Source organism: Pseudomonas sp. R32 (assembly GCF_009866705.1).
Lineage (GTDB): Bacteria > Pseudomonadota > Gammaproteobacteria > Pseudomonadales > Pseudomonadaceae > Aquipseudomonas > Aquipseudomonas donghuensis.
In genome coordinates this window covers 84,438-106,815 of record NZ_CP019396.1, presented here as the reverse complement: position 1 = coordinate 106,815, position 22,378 = coordinate 84,438, and the positions used below count along the sequence as shown (strand labels likewise).

The following is a 22,378-nucleotide window of genomic DNA, read 5'->3' as shown; positions in this document are numbered from 1 at the left end:
TCGTCATCCCTCTCTTGATCAAGAATGCACCATTTCAGTGCCTACCAGTACAGTTGCGCCTATTCTGAGTGCAACAGTCGCTTAAAACAGTTAACTGGCCCATCACAATGTAGGTGAACTGTATCTACTGTTATGGACGACAGAGGAGGATCATTGGCATCAGTTAAATCACTACCTAATGCCGCCACAAGCGGAAGGATGACATCATGGAACGTACCCTCAGTTCCGATCTGGTTTTCGAAAACACCGCCGAACAATCCAAGGCCTCGCTGCCACTGCGCCTGCTGGCCAACCTGATGCTGTGGCAACGCCGCATTGCCAGCCGCCACCAACTGGCTCGCCTGGATTCGCGTCTGCTGGCTGACGCCGGTATCAGCGAAGCACAACGCTACGAAGAGCTGAGCAAGCCGTTCTGGCGTTAATGCAGGGCTCGCCGGCCAAGGCCGGCACCTCGAATTCCCCAAAACCCGTCGCAGGTGACTGCTGACGGGTTTTGTCGTTTAAAGGCCCGGGCTAGAGCGGCTGACGCCACGACATGTACAGTTTTACATTTAAAAAATACGACCAGTACAGTTGATAAATCTTGCGATGACGTGGTCCAACCCTCAGGTTCCTATCGCGTGATACCCTTAGCGTACCCAGCTTGGTAAAAAGTAGCGCAACAAGCTGAGTGTGCGTCTGACATAAGAACCACCAAAGCCTATCCAGGAGATCGACCATGTTCCATTCACGCTTGTTTGGCGCCGCGCTGCTGCTGGCCCTGGCTTCCACTGCCAACGCCACCAGCTTTGTCGTCACCACCGATACCGTCGTTCGTGGTGTCGCCGCCTCCACTGATGCCACCTCCGACGTGTCGTCCTCCTTCCGTGACGACAAAATTGTCCAGGCCGCTCGTGACGACGCGGCCAGCTTCGTTGCCAGCCACGGTGATATCCGCGGTGCGAAACTGGAAAGCGCTTTCGCCCATATTCGCCAGCAGACCCCAACGCTGCAGGCCAGCGACGCGCAACTGGCACAGGCCATCCTGGCGCTCTGAAGTCGCTCGCTTCCGGCAGCATGTAACACCATGCAACCAAGCCGGGCCCTCTGCGCTGGTCCTCACCGGCGCATTGGGATAGCCTTTGGCGCTTGATTCAGCTGCCGTTCGAGACCCATGCGTTATCTGTCATTGCTGTTGCTCGTGTCCTGTTGGTGTGGTGCCGCCCTGGCGCTGGACCTGACCACCAACAACCTTGTCGTCAGTGGTTACGTCACCAGCAAAGTGACCTCAGTGCCCTTCGATCGCAAACTGCTGCTGGCCGCCCATGACGATGCTGCGGCCTTTGTGGCCAGCGATGGCCAGTGGCGGGGCGCTCGCCTTGAGGCGGTATTGAACCGGCTGCGTCAGGCCAACCCACAACTTCATGCCAGCGACCTTGAACTGGCGCAGGCAATTCTCGTCCAATGATTACTTCTGTTCTCCCGGAGATGCTCCATGCGTAACCCGCTGATTGCCGCCACCCTTGGCCTTCTGTTGCTGGCCGATGTAGCCCAGGCACAAACCCTGGTGGCCACCAGCAACATTATCGTTCGCGCCTTTGGCCGCTCGATCGACTTCACCTCCGACACCACCACTTCGATTCGCGATTCCAAAGTCGTGCGCGAAGCCCGTGACGATGCCGCCAGCTATGTCGCCAGCCGTGGCGAGATCCGTGGCGCGCAGCTAGAAGCGGCCTTCGACACCCTGCGCCAGCGTGTTCCAGAAGCACGCCAGGCCAGCGACCAGGTCCTGGCTGAAGCCATTCTCGCCCTGTGAAACCGCTACGTGCCTGGCTGCTGGGCTGCTTGCTGACACTGTTCGGCAGCCCGGCACTGGCCGACCTGCAGCTGGTGCTGCAGGCCGATGGCCTGAGCCCGCAACAACAGCGGGCCAGCCAGGCATTGCTGGATGAAGCCCTGCAGGCACTGCCGCCGAGCTTCAAGACCCGCCTTGACCGACGCATCCAGGTCAGCTGGAGCAGCCGCATGCCAGAGGACGCCTATGGCCAGGCGTCGCTGGTCTCCACCCTGGAGCTCAACAGCCGCCTGCTGCCAGACCTCTCCGATGGCAGCGCCGCCACGCAAAAAACCAGCCGCCCCCATGGCAGCGTACGCCAGGAACTGCTGGCCACCGTCCTGCATGAACTGACCCACATTTATGACCGCGCCCGCCTATGGCAGGGTGCGCAGCGCCGGCTGATCACCCAGTGCAGCCGGCAGCAGAACAGTCAGGGCAAAGTCGGTCTGCCCGAGCAGTGCCGTGGCCAGACCGAACGCCGCTTCACCCTCAGCGACGACCCGCGCCTGCTCGACCTGGCCGGCTGGCAGCAGTATGTAGGCCGTCGCGGCGAGCGTGAGCAGCACAACCGCCAGGTGGCGCGCAGCCCCGACAGCTATGAACTGAGCAGCCCCAAGGAATTCATTGCGGTCAACATGGAGTACTTCCTGCTTGACCCCAGTTTTGCCTGCCGGCGCCCGGCCCTGCAGGCTTACCTGAAGGGGCATTTCGACTGGGCGCCCGAGCATCCGCCATGCCCGAGCGCATTGCCATTTCTCAACGCTGGCAATGACTTTGCCAAATCGCCGCTGGGCGAGATCGACCCCGAGCGGGTCTACGCCGTGGATTACCTGCTGGCCGAAGCCAACCAGAACTGGGTCAGCCGCTGGGGCCACAGCATGTTGCGCCTGGTGATCTGCGCCCCGGGGCGCCCGCGCGGGCCGGACTGCCGCCTGGACCTGGACCAGCACCTGGTGCTGTCGTACCGGGCCTTCGTCAATGACGTGCAGCTGTCGAGCTGGGACGGTTTGACCGGCGCCTATCCGTCGCGGCTGTTCGTCTTGCCACTGGCACAGGTGATCGACGAGTACACCAAGACCGAACTGCGCAGCCTCGCCTCGATCCCGCTCAGGCTCAACCGCGACGAACTGGAAAGCCTGGTGCGCCAGGCCGCCGAGATGCACTGGAGCTACGACGGCAACTACTACTTCCTGTCCAACAACTGTGCGGTCGAAACCCTCAAGCTATTGCGCAGCGGTACCGCCAACCCACGCCTGAACGATCTGGACAGCATCGTCCCCAATGGCTTGCTCGAAGTGCTCGAAGGCCGTGGCCTGGCGGATGTCAGCGTACTCGACGACCCGCGCGAGGCCTTGCGCCTGGGTTACCGCTTCGACTCCTATCGGGACCGTTACCAGGCGATGTTCCTGGTGTTGAAGAAGCAACTGCCGATCCAGCAGAACAACGTGGAAGCCTGGCTGGAGCAGTCCGCCGAGCAACGCCAGCAGTGGTTTGCCCAGGCTGATCTGCGCACCAGCGCGGCGTTGCTGCTCCTGGAGCAAGCCAGCCTGCGCCGGCAACTGTTGCTGGCCCAGGACGAGGTGAAACAACGCTATCTCACCGGGCGTGAGCTCAACGACGCCAGCGTCGGCAAGGCTAACAACACCCTGCAGCAGATCCTCGCCAACAGCGGTTTTCTCAGCCGCCCGGCAGAACTGCTGGGCAGCAGCGGTTACGGCCTGCCCCAGGCCAGCGAGCGCGAAAAGCTGCTGAGTGCAACCAGCCAGCGGCAAAAACAGCTGCAAACCCTCAGCGCCGACCTCGACAAGGAGGTCCGAGCCTTGCTCGGCCCGGCCCGTGCGGCTGAAATCAAGGCGGTCGAGGCCAACATCAAGCAGGTGGGCGAACACTTGCGTGCGCTGCACAAGGCCGGCGGCGGCCTGCAACTGCCCTGATCACAGGGTTTCGCCGTGCTCCGCAGGCAACTGTTCATCCAGATGCAGCCAGGGCAGGCGGCTGTCGATCCAGATGTGCCGGTTCGGCGGCGCCAGTTCGGGCTGGTCGAGCGTGGTGACCGTGACATCGATGCTCTGTGGGCTCAGATCAGTGGTCAGCGCCACATGGGCACCACAACGGCTACAGAAATAGCGCACGCAACTGGCCGACGAGTCGTAGCGTTGCGGCGTGCCGCTCAACCATTGGAAATCATCGCAATCCACCGTCAACCAGGTGATCAGTAAACCACCAGTGACCCGACGGCAAACCGAACAATGGCAGTGGGCAACATCCGTCAATGGACCTTGAATCCGGTAGCGCAGGGCGCCGCAATGGCAGCCGCCTTCGTACGAATCACGCATCGCTCCCTCCTGATACCTACTGGCCGATAGCCAACAATGCACCTCTCGTCGGCTTTGGGCCAGCGAAAGCTGGCTGAAAGCTTCCCGCCTTAGGATTGCCCCACTACCGGCACAAGACCGGTCAGCCAGGGCCCGGTGTGTTGCATGCGGCGCCCGGCCCAATTAACAACAACAATGGTGATACTGATGCTTTCCTACGCCCGCCTCCCAGCAGCAATCCCTCCGCTACTCCACGCGCCGCGCCCCGTGCGCTGATCCGCCCGAATCGTTCTTCCTTCGACGCGCTACGCCTGGAGTACTCCCATGCTGACCTTCCTCGGCTTTGCCATGGTCATCACCTTCATGTACCTGATCATGACCAAGCGCCTGTCGGCCTTGATCGCGCTGATCCTGATACCGATCCTGTTCGCCCTGTTCGGTGGTTTTTCCGCCAAGATCGGCCCGATGATGCTCGAAGGCATCAGCAAACTGGCGCCGACCGGGGTCATGCTGATGTTTGCGATCCTGTATTTCGCCCTGATGATCGACTCCGGCCTGTTTGACCCTGCCGTGCGCAAGATCCTCAAGCTGGTCAAGGGTGATCCGCTGAAAGTCTCGGTCGGCACCGCAGTACTGGCCCTGGTGGTGTCAATGGATGGCGATGGCGCCACCACTTACATGATCTGCGTGGCAGCCATGCTGCCGCTGTACAGCCGCCTGGGCATGAGCCCACGGATCATGGCTGGCCTGATCATCCTCGCCGGCGGCATCATGAACATGACCCCCTGGGGCGGCCCGACCGCTCGCGCCGCCAGCGCCCTGCATGTCGACCCGTCAGCGATCTTCGTACCGATGATTCCAGCCATGCTCGCCGGTGTCGTCGCCCTCCTGGCAATTGCCTATGCGTACGGCAAGCGTGAACGTGCGCGCCTGGGTGAACTGCACCTGCCGGGTGATGAAATCGATCACAGCGAAATCAGCGTTTCGCAGTTCCCGGACGCTCGCCGCCCTAAACTGCTGTGGTTCAACGGCGCCCTGACCGCGCTGCTGATGGTCTCGCTGATCATGGGCCTGCTGCCGTTGCCGGTGCTGTTCATGATCGCCTTCAGTATCGCCATGATCGTCAACTACCCGTGCCTGCAGCAGCAGAAAGACCGCATCGCCGCCCATGCCGGTAGCGTACTGGCAGTGACAGGGCTGATTTTCGCGGCGGGCATCTTCACCGGCATCCTCTCCGGCACCGGCATGGTCGATGCCATGTCCAAAAGCCTGTTGGCGGTCATCCCGGATGCGCTGGGCCCTTACCTGGCGGTCATTACCGCGATCGTGAGCATGCCGTTCACCTTCTTCATGTCCAACGACGCCTTCTACTACGGGGTATTGCCGGTGCTCTCGGAAGCAGCCAGCCATTACGGCATCTCGCCGGTGGAGATGGCCCGCGCGTCGATCGTCGGCCAGCCCGTGCATCTGCTCAGCCCGCTGGTACCCTCTACGTACCTGTTGGTGGCCTTGGCCGGCATCGAGTTCGGCGATCATCAGCGCTTCACCTTGAAGTGGGCAGTGCTGATCTGCCTGTGCATAATGCTCGCCGCGCTGCTCATGGGAATTTTCCCCCTGTTCAGTAGCCTATAAAACAACAGAATCACCTAACCGTAGCCGCGCCCCATTGCCTGGGGCGCTCTGCTTACATCGTTCGAAGGAATACACATGGAATGGCTGACCAGCCCAGAGATCTGGGTTGCCTTTTTTACTCTGACGGCGCTTGAGATCGTTCTCGGTATCGACAACATCATCATGATCTCGATCCTGGTCAGCCGCATGCCCAAGCACATGCAACAGCGCACCCGGATCTTCGGCCTGGCACTGGCCATGGTCACCCGGATCCTGCTGCTGCTGTCGATCACCTGGGTAATGCGCCTGACCGCCGATCTGTTCGTAGTGTTCGACCAGGGCATTTCCGGGCGCGACCTGATCCTGTTCTTCGGCGGCCTGTTCCTCTTGTGGAAAAGCTCTCAAGAGATCTACCACGGCCTGGAAGGTGAAGACGAAACCAGCGACGAGCCAGGCGGCGCCGGCGGCAAGTTCTTCTACACCATCATCCAGATCGCGATCATCGACATCGTCTTCTCCCTCGACTCGGTGATCACTGCCGTGGGCATGGTTTCCCACGTACCGGTGATGATCGCCGCGATTATCGTCGCCGTGCTGGTGATGATGCTGTGCGCCGGCGCCATCAGTAACTTCATCGACAAGCACCCGTCGCTGAAGATGCTCGCCCTGTCGTTCCTGATCGTGGTCGGTACCGTGCTGATCGCCGAATCCTTCGACGTACACGTACCGAAAGGCTACGTCTACTTCGCCATGGCGTTCTCGCTGGCAGTCGAAGCGATCAACATCAAGATGCGCACGGCCATGGCCAAGAAGAAGCAACAGAGCGATCCGGTGAAACTTCGCAAGGACATTCCGGGTCAGTAATCCCGGTGCTGTTGAAAAGGGCCCTGCGGGGCCCTTTTTTCATTAAGCGCCATGACAGTTTTGTTTCAAAGGCTGCCGTGGCTATGCGATGCTGGCGCCACGGCCGTTGGCCGACTACAGCTTAAGTGAGCACTGGGAAAAACCGCCTGGTAGCAGGACAGGCTCACAGCATTATCCATTTGCCCCGCTGGGGCGCATTACAGGGGGCCTTTTCAATGCTGACCCTGCTCAATCTGCTTTCCGCCGTGGCGTTGCTGATCTGGGGCACGCACATCGTGCGTACCGGTATCTTGCGGGTGTATGGCTCAAACCTGCGTCGGGTACTGAGCCAGAACATGTCCAAGCGGCCGCTGGCGTTTGTCGCCGGTATCCTGGTGACGGCAATGGTGCAAAGCAGCAACGCCACGGCGATGCTGGTGACCTCGTTCGTTGGCCAGAGCCTGATGGGCCTGACCCCGGCGCTGGCGATCATGCTCGGCGCCGATGTCGGTACGGCACTGATGGCGCGGGTGCTGACGTTTGATCTGTCGTGGCTGTCGCCGCTGCTGATATTTCTCGGGGTGATTTTCTTCCTTTCCCGCAAGCAGACCCGCGCCGGCCAACTGGGCCGCGTCGGTATCGGCCTGGGCCTGATCATCCTCGCCCTGCAGTTGATCGTCGAAGCGGCAGCGCCGATCACCCATGCCCAGGGCGTGAAAGTGCTGTTCGCCTCACTGACCGGCGATATCCTCCTCGATGCCCTGGTCGGCGCCTTGTTTGCGCTGATTTCCTACTCAAGCCTTGCCGCCGTGCTGCTCACCGCAACCCTGGCCGGCGCCGAGCTGATCAGCCTGCCGGTGGCCATCGGCCTGGTGATCGGCGCCAACATCGGCAGCGGCCTGCTGGCCTTTCTCAGCACCAGCATGCAAAACGCTGCCGGCCGCCAAGTGGCGCTGGGCAGTTTGCTGTACAAGCTGATCGGCCTGGTGCTGATCATCCCAGTGCTGCATCCGCTGGTGGCGTGGATGGACAGCCTGAGCCTCAGCCCACAAGAGCTGGTGATCGGCTTTCACCTGCTCTACAACACCCTGCGCTGCCTGATCCTGTTGCCCACGGTTGCCCCGATGGGGCGCCTGTGCGGCTGGCTGCTGCCCGAGCGCGAAGAAGCCAACGGCCGAGCCCGCCCACGGCACCTGGATGCCACCGCACTGACCACGCCCAGCCTGGCCCTGGCCAACGCGGTGCGCGAAACCCTGCGCATGGGCGACCTGGTCGACAGCATGCTCGATGCCATGCTCAATGTGCTGCGCGGTACCCAGACCGCCATGACCCAGCAAATGCGCGGCCTCAACGAAGACGTCGAGGCCCTGTACAACGCCATCAAACTGTACCTGGCGCAGATGCCGCGCGAAGACCTCAGCGAGCAGGACAGCCGGCGCTGGGCCGAAATTATCGAGCTTGCAATCAACCTCAAGCTGGCCAGCGACCTGATCGAGCGCATGCTGCGCAAGGTTCAGCAGCAGAAGACCTCCCAGCGCCGGGAGTTTTCCGACGTTGGCCTGGAAGAACTCACCGGTCTGCACAGCCAGTTGCTGGCCAATCTGCGCCTGGGCCTTTCAGTGTTTCTCAGCGCCGACCCGGAAAGCGCCCGCCAGCTGCTGCGGGAAAAACGCCGCTTCCGCGCCCAGGAACGGCGCCTGGCCCACGCCCATGTCAGCCGACTGCAACGTAAAGTGGTGCAAAGTATCGAGACCAGCTCGTTGCACCTGGAACTGATCGCCGACATGAAACGATTGAACTCCTTGTTCTGCAGCAGTGCCTATGTCGTATTGGGCGGTTCCGATACCGGCGGCCTACTGCTCGACAGTGTGCCGGACGACGCCCATTCACCCTGATCGCTTGACCCCAAGAACTCCCGCAAGGAAGCTCGCCATGCGTTGCCTGATATTCATTTGCCTGCTGCTGGGCTGCGTGCCCGGCTTTGCCCTCGACCGCTCCCAGGTCGAAGGCTACCTGCTGCCCAACGGCCTGCAGGTAGTACTCAAGTCAGGTTATGAACGCAACCATGTGTCGATCCGCCTGGTGGTGGGTGTCGGCTTCGATGACTTCCCGTGCGAGCGCCAGGAGTTGCCCCACCTGCTCGAACACTTGCTGTTCAGTGGTATCGACGACCGCGGCGAGGGCGGCCTGGAAGAGCGCATGCAGGCACTGGGCGGGGAGTGGAACGCCTACACCAGCAGCGCCGATACCACCTTCGTCATCGAAGCGCCGGCGCGCAACCAGCGCAAGGTGCTCGACCTGCTGCTAGCCATGATCAACGACACCCGGATCGATGAAAAAGCCCTGGAACTGTCCAAGCGCATCGTCGAACGCGAAGACGGTGGCCATTACTCCCACCTGCAACGCTGGCTCGACCGCCAGGACCTCGGCCACCGCGCCAGCGACCAGTTGGCGGTGGAACTGGGGCTCAAGTGCGCCGAGCGCTCCTCCATCGAGGACATGACCCTGGAGGAGGTCAACGACCTGCGCCAGCACTGGTACGCCGCCAACAACATGACCCTGATCGTCGTTGGCGGCCTCGACCGCCTGCTACCGGCCTACCTGGAGCGCACCTATGGCGAGCTGCCCGCGGTCGAGCCAGGTGAGCGGCGGGTGCTTGACGGCGTTACCCACGAAGCCGAACCCCGCCGGGAACTGACCCGCGGCTGGCTGGGCGACAGCGCACGCTTGCACTGGCTGTTCCTGGAGCCGGTGCTGGACCATGACCATGGTCAGACCTACGACCTGCTGCAGCGCTATCTGGACTGGGCGCTATATGACGAGTTGCGGCTCAGGCACGGCTTTTCCTATGGCCCGTCCAGCCAGCGCGAAAGCTTTGGTGACACCGGGTTGATGGCGCTCAATGCCGACCTGGACCGTGCCGATGTCGATGCCGCCGAGCAGGCCCTGGCCGCCATGCTTGAGCGCTTGCGCAAGGATGGCCTGGACCCGGTCACCTTCCAGCGCATCAAGCAGGCTGCCATCGACCGCGAAACCTGGGCCACGCAGGGCAATAGCGCCTTGGCTGATTATTACTGGGGGGCCCTGAACAGCTACAGCGACGGGCGCTTTACTGATCCGGGGCGGGCGTTGCGCAGGATCAGCCTCGACGATGCCAACCGGGCCCTGAAGCAGTTGCTGGCCGAACCTGGCTATGTGCGGATCGAGAAGCCGCTGCTCAGTTATGACGAGCTGTATGGATGGGTGGCGCTGGCGGTGGCGGTGTTGTTGGCCGGGGTGCTGATCTGGGGGCGGCGCCGCCGCTAGAACCGATCAGCAAGGCTTTGCCCTAGATGGGGGGGCGCCCGCAGTAACAGCACAAGGCCAGCTCAAACCAGAGTATCCTGTGCCAGTTTTTACCTGACCTTGCGAACACCTTCATGCCTCTCTACCTCCAGCGCCTGATCGAGCTGATCAAGCGCTACCCCGGGGTCATCGCCCTCGGCGGTTTCATCTCCGGTGTCGGCAGCTTCATCCTGGTCGATCGCCAGGAAAGCCTGGCCAGCTGGATTGCCATCGTCATGCTCATCAGCTGGATCTGGCTGATGATGGAGAACACCTTCACCAAGGTCTTTGCCAAGGTCTTCAAGCGCGAAATTCCCCAACCGCTGCTGCGCTACGCGACGCAGATGATCCACCAGGAAAGCCTGTTCTTCGTCTTGCCGTTCTTCTTCGTGACCACCACCTGGAACAGCGGCCAACTGGTGTTTACCGGCATCCTGGCCGCCGCCGGGCTGATCTCGATTATCGACCCGCTGTACTACAAGTGGCTGGCCCCACGGCGCTGGCTGTACCTGGCGCTGCACACCCTGACCCTGTTCGCCGCGCTGCTCACCGCGCTGCCGATCATCCTGCACCTGACCACCTCGCAAAGCTTCAAGCTGGCCCTGGGCATCGCCATGTTGCTGTCGTTCCCGAGCCTGGCCAGCAGCTTCCCGATCAGCCACTGGCGCCGAGGCCTGATGCTGGTGGTAATGACCCTGGCGGTCGGCGCCGGCGGCTGGATGCTGCGTTCCTGGGTACCGCCGGCAACGCTGTGGATGGCCGAAGTGGCGGTCAGCACCCAAGTCGAGAACCGCACCCCGGGCAACAGCCTTAAGCAGATCAACGCCAGTGAAATACGCGCTGGCCTCTACGCGTTTACCGCCATCAATGCCCCTCGCGGGCTGAACGAGCGGATCTATCATGTCTGGCAGTTCGAGGGCAAAGAGGTCGACCGCATCGCCCTGGATATCCACGGCGGGCGCAAGGAAGGCTACCGCGCCTGGACCCACAAGCAGAACTTCCCCGGCAACCCGGTGGGGCGCTGGCAGGTGCGGGTGCTGACCGAAGACGGCCAGGTCATCGGTGTGCTGCGCTTTCGGGTGGTTGACGATGGTCAAGCGCCCGCAGCCGAGTAACGCTATGCTCTGAGGCTGCGAACCGTTGGTCGGACAGCATGGAGCCTATGACTACACACGCTAGCGCCACCCTGGATACTGCAAGCAGCCCGCCACGGCTGCACATCGCCGGTGACTGGACCCTGGCCAACTACGCCAGCCTCAAGCGCAGCAGCGACAGCCTGGTGGGCCAGTACGATTCGTCCACCGAAGTCGACCTCGACCAGCTCGGCAAACTGGACACCGCCGGAGCGGCGTTGCTGGTCGAGCTGCTCGGCGCCGAGCGCCTGGCGCGGCTGACCGAAACCGCCACGCACCTGCCCGCCGCCAGCCAGGCATTGCTCAAGACCGTGTATTGCTCGGTGCAGGACTTCTGCATCCCGGAAAAACAGACCGAACGCTCGGTGCTGATTCAACTGCTCAGCCGTATCGGCCGTGCGGTCGACACCCTGTGGCAAGACACCCAGCAGATCCTCGGCTTCGTCGGCCTGATCCTGCAAACCCTGTTCCTGCGCCTGTTCCAGCCTAAGCGCTGGCGGGTTACCTCGGTGGTCGCGCATATCGAACAGACCGGCCTGGACGCCGCGCCCATCGTCGCTTTGCTGACCTTCCTGGTCGGTGCGGTGGTGGCCTTTCTCGGCGCCACGGTACTGGCCAGCTTTGGTGCCAGCATCTTTACCGTCGACCTGGTGGCATTCTCGTTCCTGCGGGAGTTCGGCGTGCTGCTGACCGCGATTCTGATGGCCGGACGCACCGCCAGTGCCTTTACCGCGCAAATCGGCTCGATGAAAGCCAATGAAGAGATCGATGCCATCCGCACCCTGGGCCTCGATCCGGTGGAACTGCTGGTGGTGCCACGGGTGCTGGCGCTGCTGATCGCGCTACCGTTGCTGACCTTTGTCGCCATGCTCTGCGGCATTATCGGCGGGGCGGTGGTCTGCGCGCTGTCGCTGGGTATCTCGCCGGCGATGTTCCTGTCGCTGCTGCAAAGCGATATTGGTGTGCAGCACTTTCTGGTCGGGCTGGTCAAAGCACCGTTCTTTGCGTTCTTGATCGCCGCCATCGGTTGCCTGGAAGGCTTCAAGGTCAGCGGCAGCGCCGAATCGGTCGGCGCCCACACCACCTCCAGCGTGGTGCAGTCGATCTTCGTGGTGATCGTTCTGGATGCCGTGGCGGCGCTGTTCTTCATGGAGATGGGCTGGTGAACGAAGCCAACAGCAACGCCCGCAAGGCGGTGATCGAAGCCCGTGGCATCTGCAACCGCTTCGGCACCCAGAGCGTGCACGAGCAACTCGACCTGGACCTGTACCGCGGCGAGATCCTCGCCGTGGTAGGCGGCTCGGGCAGCGGCAAGTCGGTGTTGCTGCGCAGCATCGTCGGCCTGCGCCGGCCCAATGAAGGCCAGGTGCAGGTGTTCGGCCAGGACCTGAGCAGCGCCAGCGACGAGCAGCGTTCGCGGGTCGAGCGGCGGTTCGGCGTGCTGTTCCAGAAGGGCGCATTGTTCTCCTCGCTGACCGTCACCGAGAACGTCGCCTTGCCGCTGATCGAGCACGCGGGCCTTAGCCGCGCCGATGCCGAGCACCTGGCCGGGGTCAAGCTGGCCCTGGCCGGATTGCCGATTTCCGCAGCAGATAAATACCCCTCATCGCTGTCCGGCGGGATGATCAAGCGCGCGGCATTGGCCCGGGCGCTGGCCCTGGACCCGGACATCCTGTTTCTCGACGAACCCACTGCCGGCCTCGATCCGATTGGCGCGGCGGCCTTCGACCAGCTCATCCTGACCCTGCGCGACGCCCTGGGCCTGAGCGTGTTCCTGATTACCCACGACCTGGACACCCTCTACACCATCACCGACCGCGTCGCCGTGCTGTCGCAAAAGAAGGTGCTGGTGGCCGGGCCCATTGCCCAGGTCGAAGACACCGACGACGCCTGGATTCACGACTACTTTCATGGCCCGCGTGGCCGCGCGGCGTACCAGGCCGCTACAGCGCCCAAGGAGCTCTGAGATGGAAACCCGTGCACATCATGTCCTGATCGGCCTGGTCACCGTGCTGGTGGTGGCGGGCGCCATGCTGTTCGGCCTGTGGCTGACCAAATCCAGCGTCGACAGCACCTTCAAGGACTACGAAGTGGTATTCAACGAAGCCGTTTCCGGGTTGTCCCGGGGCAGTTCGGTGCAGTACAGCGGCATCAAGGTCGGCGACGTCACCAGCCTGCGCCTTGACCCCAATGATCCGCGCCGGGTACTGGCCCAGGTGCGCCTGAGCGCCGATACCCCCATCAAGGAGGACACTCAGGCCAAACTGACCCTCACCGGCATCACCGGCACCTCGTTCATCCAGCTCAGCGGTGGTACGCCGCAAAGCCCGGAGCTCAAGGGCAAGGATGGCAAGCTGCCCGTGATCATCGCCTCGCCGTCGCCGATTGCCCGCTTGCTGGATGACGGCAGCGACCTGATGACCAACATCAACGCCCTGGTGCACAACGCCAACGCATTGTTCTCCCAGGACAACGTCGCCCGCCTGAGCAACACCCTGAACAACCTCGAACAGACCACCGGGGCTTTCAACGACCAGCGGGGCGACATTCGCGAGGCCATCCAGCAGCTGGCCCAGGTCGGCAAGCAGGCCGGGGCCATGCTCGAGCAGACCAGCGAACTGATGCGCAACGCCAACGGCCTGCTCAGCAACCAGGGCAAGCAGATGTTCGGCAGCGCAGAGCAAGCCATGCAGTCGCTGGCGCAAAGCACCGCGACCATCAACAGCCTGCTCAATGACAACCGCGAAGCCATCGACGGCGGTGCCCAGGGTTTCAATCAACTGGCGCCGGCAATCCGCGAGCTGCGCGATACCCTGACTTCGCTCAAGGCCATCTCTCAACGCCTGGAAGCCAACCCCAGCGGCTACCTGCTGGGCCGTGACAAAAACAAGGAGTTCGAGCCATGATCCGTACCTGCCGCTACCTTGCCCTGGCCACCGCGCTGAGCCTGAGCAGTGCCTGCTCGATCCTGCCGCAGGCCGAGCCTGCCGACGTCTACCGTCTGCCTTCGGCGCAAAGCACCCGGACTGTGACGCAAAGCGCGCTGTGGTCGCTGCGGGTGAACAAGCCGATCGCCAGCGAAGCCTTGAACAGCCCACGTATCGCCGTAGTGCCGCAAGGCAACCAGATCAGCAGCTACAAGGGCGCACGCTGGAGCGACCCGGCGCCAACCCTGCTGCGCAACCGCATGCTCGATGCCTTCCAGCGGGATGGCCGGGTACAGCGCCTCAGTGCCGACGACAGCAACCTGCAAAGCGACTATGAAATTGCTGGCGAGCTGCAGGCGTTCCAGAGCGAGTACAGCGCCGACGGCCTGGTCGTGGTGGTCCGCTATGACGCCCGCCTGGTGCAGGGCCGCAGCCAGCGCATCCTCGCCAGCCGGCGCTTTGAGGTACGCCAGCCGCTAAGCGACAAACAGGTTTCAGCGGTGGTCAACGGCTTTGGCACGGCCAGTGACCAGTTGATGAAACAACTGGTCGATTGGACGGTGAGCCAGGCTAGCCAGCTTCAGGCGAAGAACCAGTAGCAGACGAAGATTGCCGAGACCACCCCGGCCAGCTCCGCCAACAGGGCGCAGCCCACCGCATGGCGGGCGCGCTGGATACCGACGGCGCCGAAGTACACCGCCAGCACGTAGAAGGTGGTTTCGGTACTGCCCTGGATGGTTGCCGCCACCAGGGCCGGGAAACTGTCCACGCCGTGGGTCTGCATGGTTTCAATCAGCATCGCCCGCGCTGCGCTGCCGGAGAACGGTTTGACCAGCGCCGTCGGCAGGCCTTCGACGAAGCGGGTATCCCAGCCCAGCCACTCGACCGCATGGCGGATGCCATCCAGGGCCAGCTCCAGGGCCCCTGAGGCGCGTAGCACGCCGACCGCGCAAAGCATGGCAACCAGATAGGGCAACAGGCTCTTGGCGACGTCAAAGCCCTCCTTGGCGCCTTCTACGAAGGTTTCATAGACCTTCACCCGCTTCAGCGCGCCGATCACCAGGAAGACGATGATCAGGCCGAACAGGGTCAGGTTGCCGAGAATCGACGACAGGCCCGCCAGCGCAGTGGCCGACAGGGTGCCGAGAAACGCCATGAAACCGCCCAACAGCAAAGCGCCGGGAATCAGGTAAGCCAGCACCACCGGGTCCCACAGGCGCAGGCGCTGCATCACAGCCACCGACAGCAGGCCGACCAGGGTCGAGCCACTGGTGGCGAGCAGGATCGGCAGGAACACCAGGGTTGGGTCCATCGCCCCTTGCTGGGCGCGGTACATGAAAATGGTCACCGGCAGCAGGGTCAGCGACGAGGCATTGAGCACCAGGAAGAGGATTTGCGCGTTGCTGGCGGTAGTCGAGCTGGGGTTGAGCTCCTGTAGCGCACGCATGGCCTTGAGGCCGATAGGCGTGGCGGCATTGTCCAGGCCCAGGCCATTGGCGGCGAAGTTGAGGGTGATCAGGCCCAGGGCCGGGTGGCCGGGCGGGACTTCCGGCATCAGGCGGGCGAACAACGGGCCGAGGACCTTGGCCAGCCATTCGACCACGCCGGCCTTTTCGGCGATCTTGAGAAAACCGAGCCACAGGGTCAGGGTGCCGAACAGCAGGACCATGACCTCGACCGAGAGCTTGGCCATGGCAAAGATGCTCTCAACCATTGCCGCGAAGATCCCGGCGTTACCGCCCACCAGCCATTGCACCAGCGCCGAGACGGCAGCGACAATGAAAAATCCAAGCCAAAGGCCGTTGAGCATCCGTTGTTCCCCCCAAAGATGGCGCAAATGATAACGGGCCGGGTTGGCTTCGCGCCATAAACCTTGATGCTTGTAACGCCCTCATCGCGGGTCAAGCCCGCTCCCGCACTGTAGGAGCGGGCTTGACCTGCGATTGGGCCAACAAAAAAGCCCCGACCAGGTCGGGGCTTTTCGTGCAGCCAGGTTGGCGCTTACTTGCTGGCAGGCTTGCCAGCCGGTACGGCTTCCTTGCTGCGCCAGTGCGGCAGCGAGTTCCAGTAGCGCTGACCCTTGGCGTCGTCGTACATGCCTTCCCAACGCGCGATAACCAGGACCGCCAGGGCGTTGCCGATCACGTTCAGGGCGGTACGGGCCATGTCCATGATACGGTCGACACCGGCGATGAAGGCCAGGCCTTCCAGCGGGATGCCAACGCTGCCCAGGGTGGCCAGCAAGACCACGAAGGACACGCCCGGGACACCCGCGATGCCTTTGGAGGTGACCATCAGGGTCAGCACCAGCAGCAGCTGCTGGCTCAGCGACAGGTCGATACCGTACAGCTGGGCGATGAAGATTGCCGCGATGCTCTGGTACAGGGTCGAACCGTCAAGGTTGAACGAGTAGCCGGTCGGTACCACGAAGCTGCAGATGGCTTTCGGCGCACCGTAGGCTTCCATCTTCTCGATCACGCGCGGCAGCACGGTCTCGGAGCTGGCGGTGGAGTAGGCCAGGACCAGTTCGTCCTTGAAGATACGCATCAGCTTGATCACCGAGAAGCCGAACAGGCGGGCAACCAGGCCGAGGACCATGAAGGCGAAGAAGGCGATGGCGAAGTACACCAGCAGCACCAGCTTGGCCAGCGGCAGCAGCGAGGCGAAGCCGAAGTTGGCGACGGTCACGGCGATCAGCGCGAACACACCGATTGGCGCGTAGTTCATGATCATGTGAGTGACCTTGAACATGGCTTCGGAGACGCCCTGGAAAGTTTTCACCAGCGGGTCGCGGATCTCTGCCTGCAGGCTCGACAGGCCAAGGCCGAACAGCACCGAGAAGAAAATGATCGGCAGCATCTCACCGCGCATCAGCGCTGCAAAGATGTTCGACGGGATCAGGTTGAGGATGGTCTCGATGAACGCATGCTCATGCTGGACTTCGGCCGCCGTAGCCTGGTACTTGGAGATATCGACGGTACCCAGGGTGCTCATGTCGATGCCGGCGCCCGGGTGGAACAGGTTGGCCAGCACCAGACCGACGACGATGGCGATAGTAGTCACCACCTCGAAATAGATAATGGTCTTGAGGCCGATACTGCCGAGTTTTTTCGCGTCGCCAACCCCGGCGATTCCCACGATCAGCGACGAAATCACGATCGGGATGACGATCATCTTGATCAGGCGAATGAAGATGTCACCCGCAGGTTGCAAGACGTTGCTGATCCACCATGCCTTTTCTGCACTGAAATGGTTCAGTAAAGCGCCGATTGCAATCCCCAGTACCAGACCGATGAGGATCTGCCAGGCGAGGCTTAGCTTTGCCTTCTTCATGTCGTTACCTTTTCTTCAGGTGGAAACGGCCACCAGACGGATAACCGCGACCCAGAGCCATTGCCAGCGATCCGCATCGTTTTTGTTATCTGCCGATGACATCGTAAAAGGTCACCGCAAGCGAGCGTAATAACGCTCAGGCCAGCGAAAAAAGGCGCAACTATTCCGACGTGGGGGGGCTCCGTCTAATGCCGTAAACGACTACCCCATGCCGAATCGGCATGAGGTTTATCGGCCAAAACGTACGTCACAATGGGTCATTCGTCGGCCGTTCGGAATTCCGACGATGGCCAAAGCGCCATAATCCGGCCGATATAGAGGTATCCACCTGCGGGTCAAACGCCCTTGTTCGACAATCCGAATGCGTGAAATTGCTGCGACTTTGGTAGGGCGCAGGGGTGAAAAAATATCGATGTACGGTCGGGCAAAAATATGCGTCGACAGCTTCGGTAGGAAAAACGAATTTGTTGCGAGGGAAAGGCGCTTGCCTCAAAGAGTGCTACGGAAGTCCGGTCGGACACCTCTGCCTGAAGGCAGTTGTCCGACCCGCAACTTCCGTTACCGCTTCACCTGACCCGGCCCTCATCGGAGGTACTCCCTGTACCCCTAGGCCCCTCCGATCCTGAAACAATCAGAGCAGCCCGGCCCCCTGGTCATACACCTGCCTTCCTCGGGCGGTGCAGCATAGAAGCCTGAAATGGAAAAAGGTTCAGCCTCTATATATGTACCAAGGTGTGAGCAGCGCCTCAGTACCTGTTCGGATCACGCTTGAGTTGCTCCTTGAGCAGGGCTTGCCTGCCTTCGTCCCAACTGAAGGCAACGATCAGGCGTTGGTTCAGGCACTTCTGCCCGGACTCGCACAACGGCCCGCCCCGTGGAACTGTCCCTTGGCAGCGGACGCCAAGAATCTGGTTGGCCCGAACCTGGCCGCCATTGCCGCTGCGCTGCCACCCATCATCAGGACGGCAACCAGGGCTCTGCCTAGCGTTGTGCTCATACTCAGCCCCTACCGCGGCGACCAAAGAAGAAGGACACCACGAACAGCACCAGGAAGATAATGAACAGAATCTTCGCGATGCCAGTAGCGGCGCCGGCGATACCACCGAAGCCCAGCACGGCAGCGACAATGGCGATAATCAGGAAGGTAATGGCCCAACTCAACATGGTGATTCTCCTTGCTGTTTTTCGAAGAAGTCCTTGGGCGTTCGCTCAGAACACCCAGCGATCTCGTGGGGCAGCGGTGTCAACAACGGCTGCAGTGGTCGCTGGCGAAGACAGTGCGACCCGGGCCTGCAGCGGCGCAACCGAGCGTTGCGCCTGAACCTGCGCCACCATTGCCGCCTGGGCAGCGAGCTGCTCGGCACTGCGCGCGGTTTCCCAGCTGTTATAGAGCTGCCCGGCAATCAGGGTCAGCAGCAACGCCAGGCTGAAGAACAGGCTCTGGCGCAGTTGAAGCGAAGAAACCTGCATTAGGGTGGCGGGGTAGCGGTTCATGCCGTGCTCCTCCTGCTGCGTTTATTGCTGACTTTGATGTAGTCATTGCAGCCTGCATGCCAGCCCTTAAAACGATTTTTTATCTTTAAAAATCAGATAGTTAAATAAAATTATCGATATCAACCGAAACGTATCCTGCACGATCGGGCTAAAGCGTTCGTGCGTTTTGCATGATCAGCCCTGCACCTTGTCGTTGATTCAGGCGTCACTGTGCGGCGGATTGGCAACCAGAGCGCCTTGGCTTCGGCGCTGCAGCCCAACGGCAGCAGCAGGACGCCCGCCACAGCGCCTTCCCGGCAAGCAATCGGTGATTTTTCAGTGGGTTAGATAACTGCTGGGCGAGGCACTACCATGCAGGTAACGGAATGAATCAGAATGAACCATGCAACTTGCCCGATTTTTCCGACACTAACCTAGATCATTCTTAAAGGAGCGTAGGAAATGGAGCCAGCTCAGGAGCATCAAGGCCGTATTCTGCTGGTCGACGATGAGTCCGCCATCCTGCGAACCTTCCGTTACTGTCTTGAAGATGAAGGCTACAGCGTTGCCACTGCCAACAGTGCGGCGCAGGCCGAAACCCTGCTGCAACGGCAAGTCTTCGATCTGTGTTTCCTCGACCTGCGCCTGGGCGAAGACAATGGTCTGGATGTACTGGCGCAAATGCGTATTCAAGCGCCATGGATGCGCGTGGTGATCGTCACTGCGCATTCGGCGGTCGACACTGCCGTTGACGCAATCCGGGCCGGCGCCGCCGATTACCTGGTCAAGCCCTGCAGCCCGGACCAGCTGCGTCTGGCCACCGCCAAGCAACTGGAGGTACGCCAGCTGTCGGCGCGTCTTGAAGCGCTGGAAGGTGAAGTACGCAAACCCAAGGACGGCCTCGACTCGCACAGCCCGGCCATGATGGTGGTGCTGGAAACCGCTCGCCAGGTTGCCAGCACCGACGCCAACATCCTCATTCTCGGTGAATCCGGTACCGGTAAAGGCGAGCTGGCCCGCGCCATTCACGGCTGGAGCAAGCGCGCACGCAAGGCCTGCGTCACCATCAACTGCCCGTCGCTGACCACCGAGCTGATGGAAAGCGAGTTGTTCGGCCACAGCCGCGGCGCCTTTACCGGCGCCAGCGAAAGCACCCTGGGCCGGGTCAACCAGGCCGACGGCGGTACCTTGTTCCTCGACGAAATCGGCGATTTCCCGCTGCCCCTGCAACCCAAACTGCTGCGTTTTATCCAGGACAAGGAATACGAACGCGTCGGCGATCCAGTCACCCGCCGCGCCGATGTGCGAATCCTGGCCGCAACCAACCTCAACCTCGAGGATATGGTCCGCGAAGGACGCTTCCGTGAAGACCTGCTGTACCGTCTGAATGTCATCACCCTGCACCTGCCACCGCTTCGCGAACGCAGCGAAGACATCCTCACCCTGGCCGATCGCTTCCTCGCCCGCTTCGTCAAGGAGTACTCGCGCCCGGCACGGGCGTTCAGCGACGACGCCCGCGCCGCGCTGCTCAACTACCGCTGGCCAGGCAATATTCGTGAACTGCGCAACGTGGTCGAACGAGCCAGCATCATCTGTGCCCAGGAGCGCGTCGAGATCAGCCACCTGGGCATGGCCGAACAGCCGGCCAGCAACGCCCCGCGCATTGGCGCGGCGCTGAGCCTGGATGAACTGGAACGTGCCCATATCGGCGCGGTGCTGGCCACCAGCGAAACCCTCGACCAGGCCGCCAAGACCCTGGGTATTGATGCCTCGACCCTGTACCGCAAGCGCAAGCAGTACAACTTATGAAACTGGCGATGAAACTGCGCACGCGGCTTTTCCTCAGCATTTCGGCGCTGATCACCGTTGCGCTGTTAGGCGTGCTGCTGGGCCTGGCCAGCGTGCTGCAGATGGCCAACGCGCAACAGGCGCTGGTGCGGGAGAACGCGCTGACCCTCGACCTGGGCCTGAAACTGCGGCAAAACCTGGGCGAACAACTGTCCCTGCTGCTTGACGATACCCTGGACAAACCGGCTCTCGAAGCGTTGCAACACCAGTTCCAGCAATTGCTGGAGGAGGGCGTCAACCATGACGATGACAGCCCTGGCGATCAGGGCTTTGCCAAGGCCAGCATCGATTATCAAGCGTTCTTGCAGGCCTATCGCAGTAGCAGTTCACCGTCGCAAAGCCTTGGCGCAGGCCAGCCGCTGGGGCAGGCCTTCAATCTGTTGCGGGCCGACCTGGTCGAATCGCACCGACGCGCGTTGCAGCACATTAGCGAAAGCGAACAGCAAGCCCATGACCGCGCCCTGTTGATTGGTGGCTTGTTGGGCCTGGTGGGCCTGGCAGTATTGATTCTCGGTTTTGTCACCGCGCATGGCATCGCCCGCCGGGTCGGCCAGCCGATCGAAGCGCTGGCCAAGGCTGCCGACCAGATTGGCCAGGGTAACTTCGACGTCACCTTGCCGGTGTCCCACGCCTTGGAATTGAACCAGCTGACCCGCCGCTTTGGCCTGATGGCCGAAGCCCTGCGCAAACATCAAGCGACCAACATCGACGAAGTGTTGGCCGGCCAACAGCGCCTGCAAGCGGTGCTCGACAGCATTGACGACGGCTTGCTGATCATCGATCGCCAAGGCCATCTGGAGCACCTTAACCCGGTCGCCCAGCGCCAGTTGGGCTGGGAAGACGCCCGTCTGGGCACCGGCCTTGGCGATGCCCTGCAACGCCCCGAGCTGGACGAGCAACTGCGTCTGGTACTGCGCGGCGGCACCCTGGACCGGGTGCCTGACGACCTCAGCCTGGAAATAGATGAAGAAGCCCGGCTGCTCTCCTACAGCCTGACACCGGTATACCACCCACAAGGGCAAATCCTCGGCGCGGTGATGGTGCTGCACGATGTCACCGAACAACGGGCGTTCGAACGGGTGCGCAGCGAGTTCGTGCTGCGCGCCTCCCATGAGCTGCGCACGCCCGTGACCGGCATGCATATGGCCTTCGGCCTGCTGCGTGAACGCCTGAGCGTTGCCCCCGGTTCGCGGGAAGCTGACCTGTGCGAAACCATCAGTGAAGAAATGCAGCGCCTGAACCAGCTGATCAATGACCTGCTGAACTTCTCCCGTTACCAGAGTGGCCTGCAAAAGCTTGAACTGGCCCCCTGTGCGATCGACGAGCTCCTCAATCGTGCGTGTCAGCGCTTCGCGGCCGTAGCAAATGACAAACAGATCGAGCTACAGGTCGAGCTCACCACCCCCTTGCCGCATATCCAGGTTGATCCCGCGCAACTGGACCGGGTCCTGGACAACCTGCTCGACAATGCTGTGCGCCATACGTCGACTGGCGGCCGCATCCGCTTGCACGCACGTCGCCACGCCGAGCGGGTGATCATCAGCATCGAAGACAACGGTGAAGGCATTGCCTATGGCCAGCAGGGCAGGATCTTCGAACCTTTCGTCCAGGTCGGACGCAAAAAGGGCGGGGCCGGCCTTGGGCTGGCGCTGTGCAAGGAAATCATCCAGTTGCATGGCGGACGCATGGGCGTGTATTCACGGCCCGGTCAGGGCACGCAGTTCTATATGGCCTTGCCGGTCTGAAGCAACCGCG

Annotated in this window: 21 protein-coding genes and 1 pseudogene; 16 read left to right on the top strand and 6 right to left on the bottom strand. The window is 61.9% G+C overall.

The genetic code is table 11. The annotated features are described in order from the left end of the window. Window positions 1-206 precede the first annotated feature (206 nt). From PspR32_RS00515 to PspR32_RS00495, 5 genes are all read left to right on the top strand, one after another. Window positions 207-422: a DUF1127 domain-containing protein gene (locus PspR32_RS00515; protein ID WP_010222590.1), complete on the top strand. Its 216-nt coding sequence runs from the start codon at window positions 207-209 to the stop codon at window positions 420-422. 296 nt (window positions 423-718) lie between these two features. Next, window positions 719-1,036: a DUF2388 domain-containing protein gene (locus PspR32_RS00510; protein ID WP_010222591.1), complete on the top strand. Its 318-nt coding sequence runs from the start codon at window positions 719-721 to the stop codon at window positions 1,034-1,036. A gap of 117 nt (window positions 1,037-1,153) precedes the next feature. Further along, window positions 1,154-1,447: a DUF2388 domain-containing protein gene (locus PspR32_RS00505; RefSeq protein ID WP_010222592.1), complete on the top strand. Its 294-nt coding sequence runs from the start codon at window positions 1,154-1,156 to the stop codon at window positions 1,445-1,447. Between the two features lie 27 nt (window positions 1,448-1,474). Next, complete coding sequence (locus PspR32_RS00500; protein WP_010222593.1) at window positions 1,475-1,795, top strand: DUF2388 domain-containing protein; 321 nt, start codon at window positions 1,475-1,477, stop codon at window positions 1,793-1,795. Continuing rightward, entirely contained in the window at window positions 1,792-3,750 is a 1,959-nt protein-coding gene (locus PspR32_RS00495) for a DUF7844 domain-containing protein (protein WP_159387952.1), read from the top strand. Before PspR32_RS00500 ends, PspR32_RS00495 begins: the two co-directional genes overlap by 4 nt. Here the strand turns inward: PspR32_RS00495 and PspR32_RS00490 are convergent, their stop codons facing one another. Further along, a complete protein-coding gene (locus PspR32_RS00490; RefSeq protein ID WP_010222595.1) occupies window positions 3,751-4,152 on the bottom strand; it encodes a GFA family protein in 402 nt (133 codons plus the stop codon). 303 nt (window positions 4,153-4,455) lie between these two features. Here PspR32_RS00490 and PspR32_RS00485 point away from each other — a divergent pair, with 303 nt between their 5' ends. The 9 genes from PspR32_RS00485 (at window position 4,456) to PspR32_RS00445 (ending at window position 14,568) form a co-directional block, all read left to right on the top strand. Continuing rightward, on the top strand, window positions 4,456-5,763 hold the full coding sequence (locus tag PspR32_RS00485; RefSeq protein ID WP_010222596.1) for a CitMHS family transporter: 1,308 nt from the start codon (window positions 4,456-4,458) through the stop codon (window positions 5,761-5,763). A 75-nt stretch (window positions 5,764-5,838) separates the two neighbouring features. Next, window positions 5,839-6,606 (top strand): TerC family protein, encoded by a 768-nt coding sequence (locus PspR32_RS00480; protein WP_010222597.1) that lies wholly within the window; start codon window positions 5,839-5,841, stop codon window positions 6,604-6,606. 215 nt (window positions 6,607-6,821) lie between these two features. Next, complete coding sequence (locus tag PspR32_RS00475; protein ID WP_010222598.1) at window positions 6,822-8,480, top strand: Na/Pi cotransporter family protein; 1,659 nt, start codon at window positions 6,822-6,824, stop codon at window positions 8,478-8,480. A gap of 37 nt (window positions 8,481-8,517) precedes the next feature. Continuing rightward, complete coding sequence (locus PspR32_RS00470; RefSeq protein ID WP_159387951.1) at window positions 8,518-9,891, top strand: M16 family metallopeptidase; 1,374 nt, start codon at window positions 8,518-8,520, stop codon at window positions 9,889-9,891. A gap of 113 nt (window positions 9,892-10,004) precedes the next feature. Continuing rightward, window positions 10,005-11,024 (top strand): DUF5924 family protein, encoded by a 1,020-nt coding sequence (locus tag PspR32_RS00465; RefSeq protein ID WP_010222601.1) that lies wholly within the window; start codon window positions 10,005-10,007, stop codon window positions 11,022-11,024. Between the two features lie 38 nt (window positions 11,025-11,062). Beyond that, window positions 11,063-12,208: an ABC transporter permease gene (locus tag PspR32_RS00460; RefSeq protein ID WP_100781902.1), complete on the top strand. Its 1,146-nt coding sequence runs from the start codon at window positions 11,063-11,065 to the stop codon at window positions 12,206-12,208. Window positions 12,209-12,237: 29 nt separating this feature from the next. Then, window positions 12,238-13,008 carry an ABC transporter ATP-binding protein gene (locus PspR32_RS00455; RefSeq protein ID WP_374045291.1) on the top strand — a complete coding sequence of 257 codons (771 nt, stop codon included), beginning with the start codon at window positions 12,238-12,240 and terminating at the stop codon, window positions 13,006-13,008. Between the two features lies 1 nt (window position 13,009). Continuing rightward, entirely contained in the window at window positions 13,010-13,948 is a 939-nt protein-coding gene (locus PspR32_RS00450; protein WP_036995318.1) for an MlaD family protein, read from the top strand. Beyond that, window positions 13,945-14,568, top strand: coding sequence for an ABC-type transport auxiliary lipoprotein family protein (locus tag PspR32_RS00445; protein ID WP_036995317.1), 624 nt, complete (start codon window positions 13,945-13,947; stop codon window positions 14,566-14,568). Before PspR32_RS00450 ends, PspR32_RS00445 begins: the two co-directional genes overlap by 4 nt. Here PspR32_RS00445 and PspR32_RS00440 read toward each other — a convergent pair. From PspR32_RS00440 to PspR32_RS00425, 5 genes and pseudogenes are all read right to left on the bottom strand, one after another. After that, on the bottom strand, window positions 14,550-15,779 hold the full coding sequence (locus PspR32_RS00440) for a nucleoside recognition domain-containing protein (protein WP_036995316.1): 1,230 nt from the start codon (window positions 15,777-15,779) through the stop codon (window positions 14,550-14,552). The genes PspR32_RS00445 and PspR32_RS00440 overlap by 19 nt on opposite strands. Window positions 15,780-15,970: 191 nt before the next feature. Further along, a complete protein-coding gene (gene gltP / locus PspR32_RS00435; RefSeq protein ID WP_036995315.1) occupies window positions 15,971-17,302 on the bottom strand; it encodes a glutamate/aspartate:proton symporter GltP in 1,332 nt (443 codons plus the stop codon). A 746-nt stretch (window positions 17,303-18,048) separates the two neighbouring features. Then, window positions 18,049-18,171, bottom strand: a pseudogene (locus PspR32_RS26535) (inhibitor of vertebrate lysozyme family protein); the annotation flags it as partial. Window positions 18,172-18,301: 130 nt separating this feature from the next. Next, entirely contained in the window at window positions 18,302-18,466 is a 165-nt protein-coding gene (locus PspR32_RS00430; RefSeq protein ID WP_010222609.1) for a DUF1328 domain-containing protein, read from the bottom strand. Between the two features lie 45 nt (window positions 18,467-18,511). Beyond that, window positions 18,512-18,796 carry a hypothetical protein gene (locus PspR32_RS00425; RefSeq protein WP_159387950.1) on the bottom strand — a complete coding sequence of 95 codons (285 nt, stop codon included), beginning with the start codon at window positions 18,794-18,796 and terminating at the stop codon, window positions 18,512-18,514. Window positions 18,797-19,237: 441 nt separating this feature from the next. Here PspR32_RS00425 and algB point away from each other — a divergent pair, with 441 nt between their 5' ends. Further along, entirely contained in the window at window positions 19,238-20,584 is a 1,347-nt protein-coding gene (algB, locus tag PspR32_RS00420; protein ID WP_036995312.1) for a sigma-54-dependent response regulator transcription factor AlgB, read from the top strand. An 8-nt stretch (window positions 20,585-20,592) separates the two neighbouring features. Then, window positions 20,593-22,368 carry a KinB sensor domain-containing domain gene (locus PspR32_RS00415; RefSeq protein WP_085989517.1) on the top strand — a complete coding sequence of 592 codons (1,776 nt, stop codon included), beginning with the start codon at window positions 20,593-20,595 and terminating at the stop codon, window positions 22,366-22,368. Window positions 22,369-22,378: the final 10 nt, after the last annotated feature.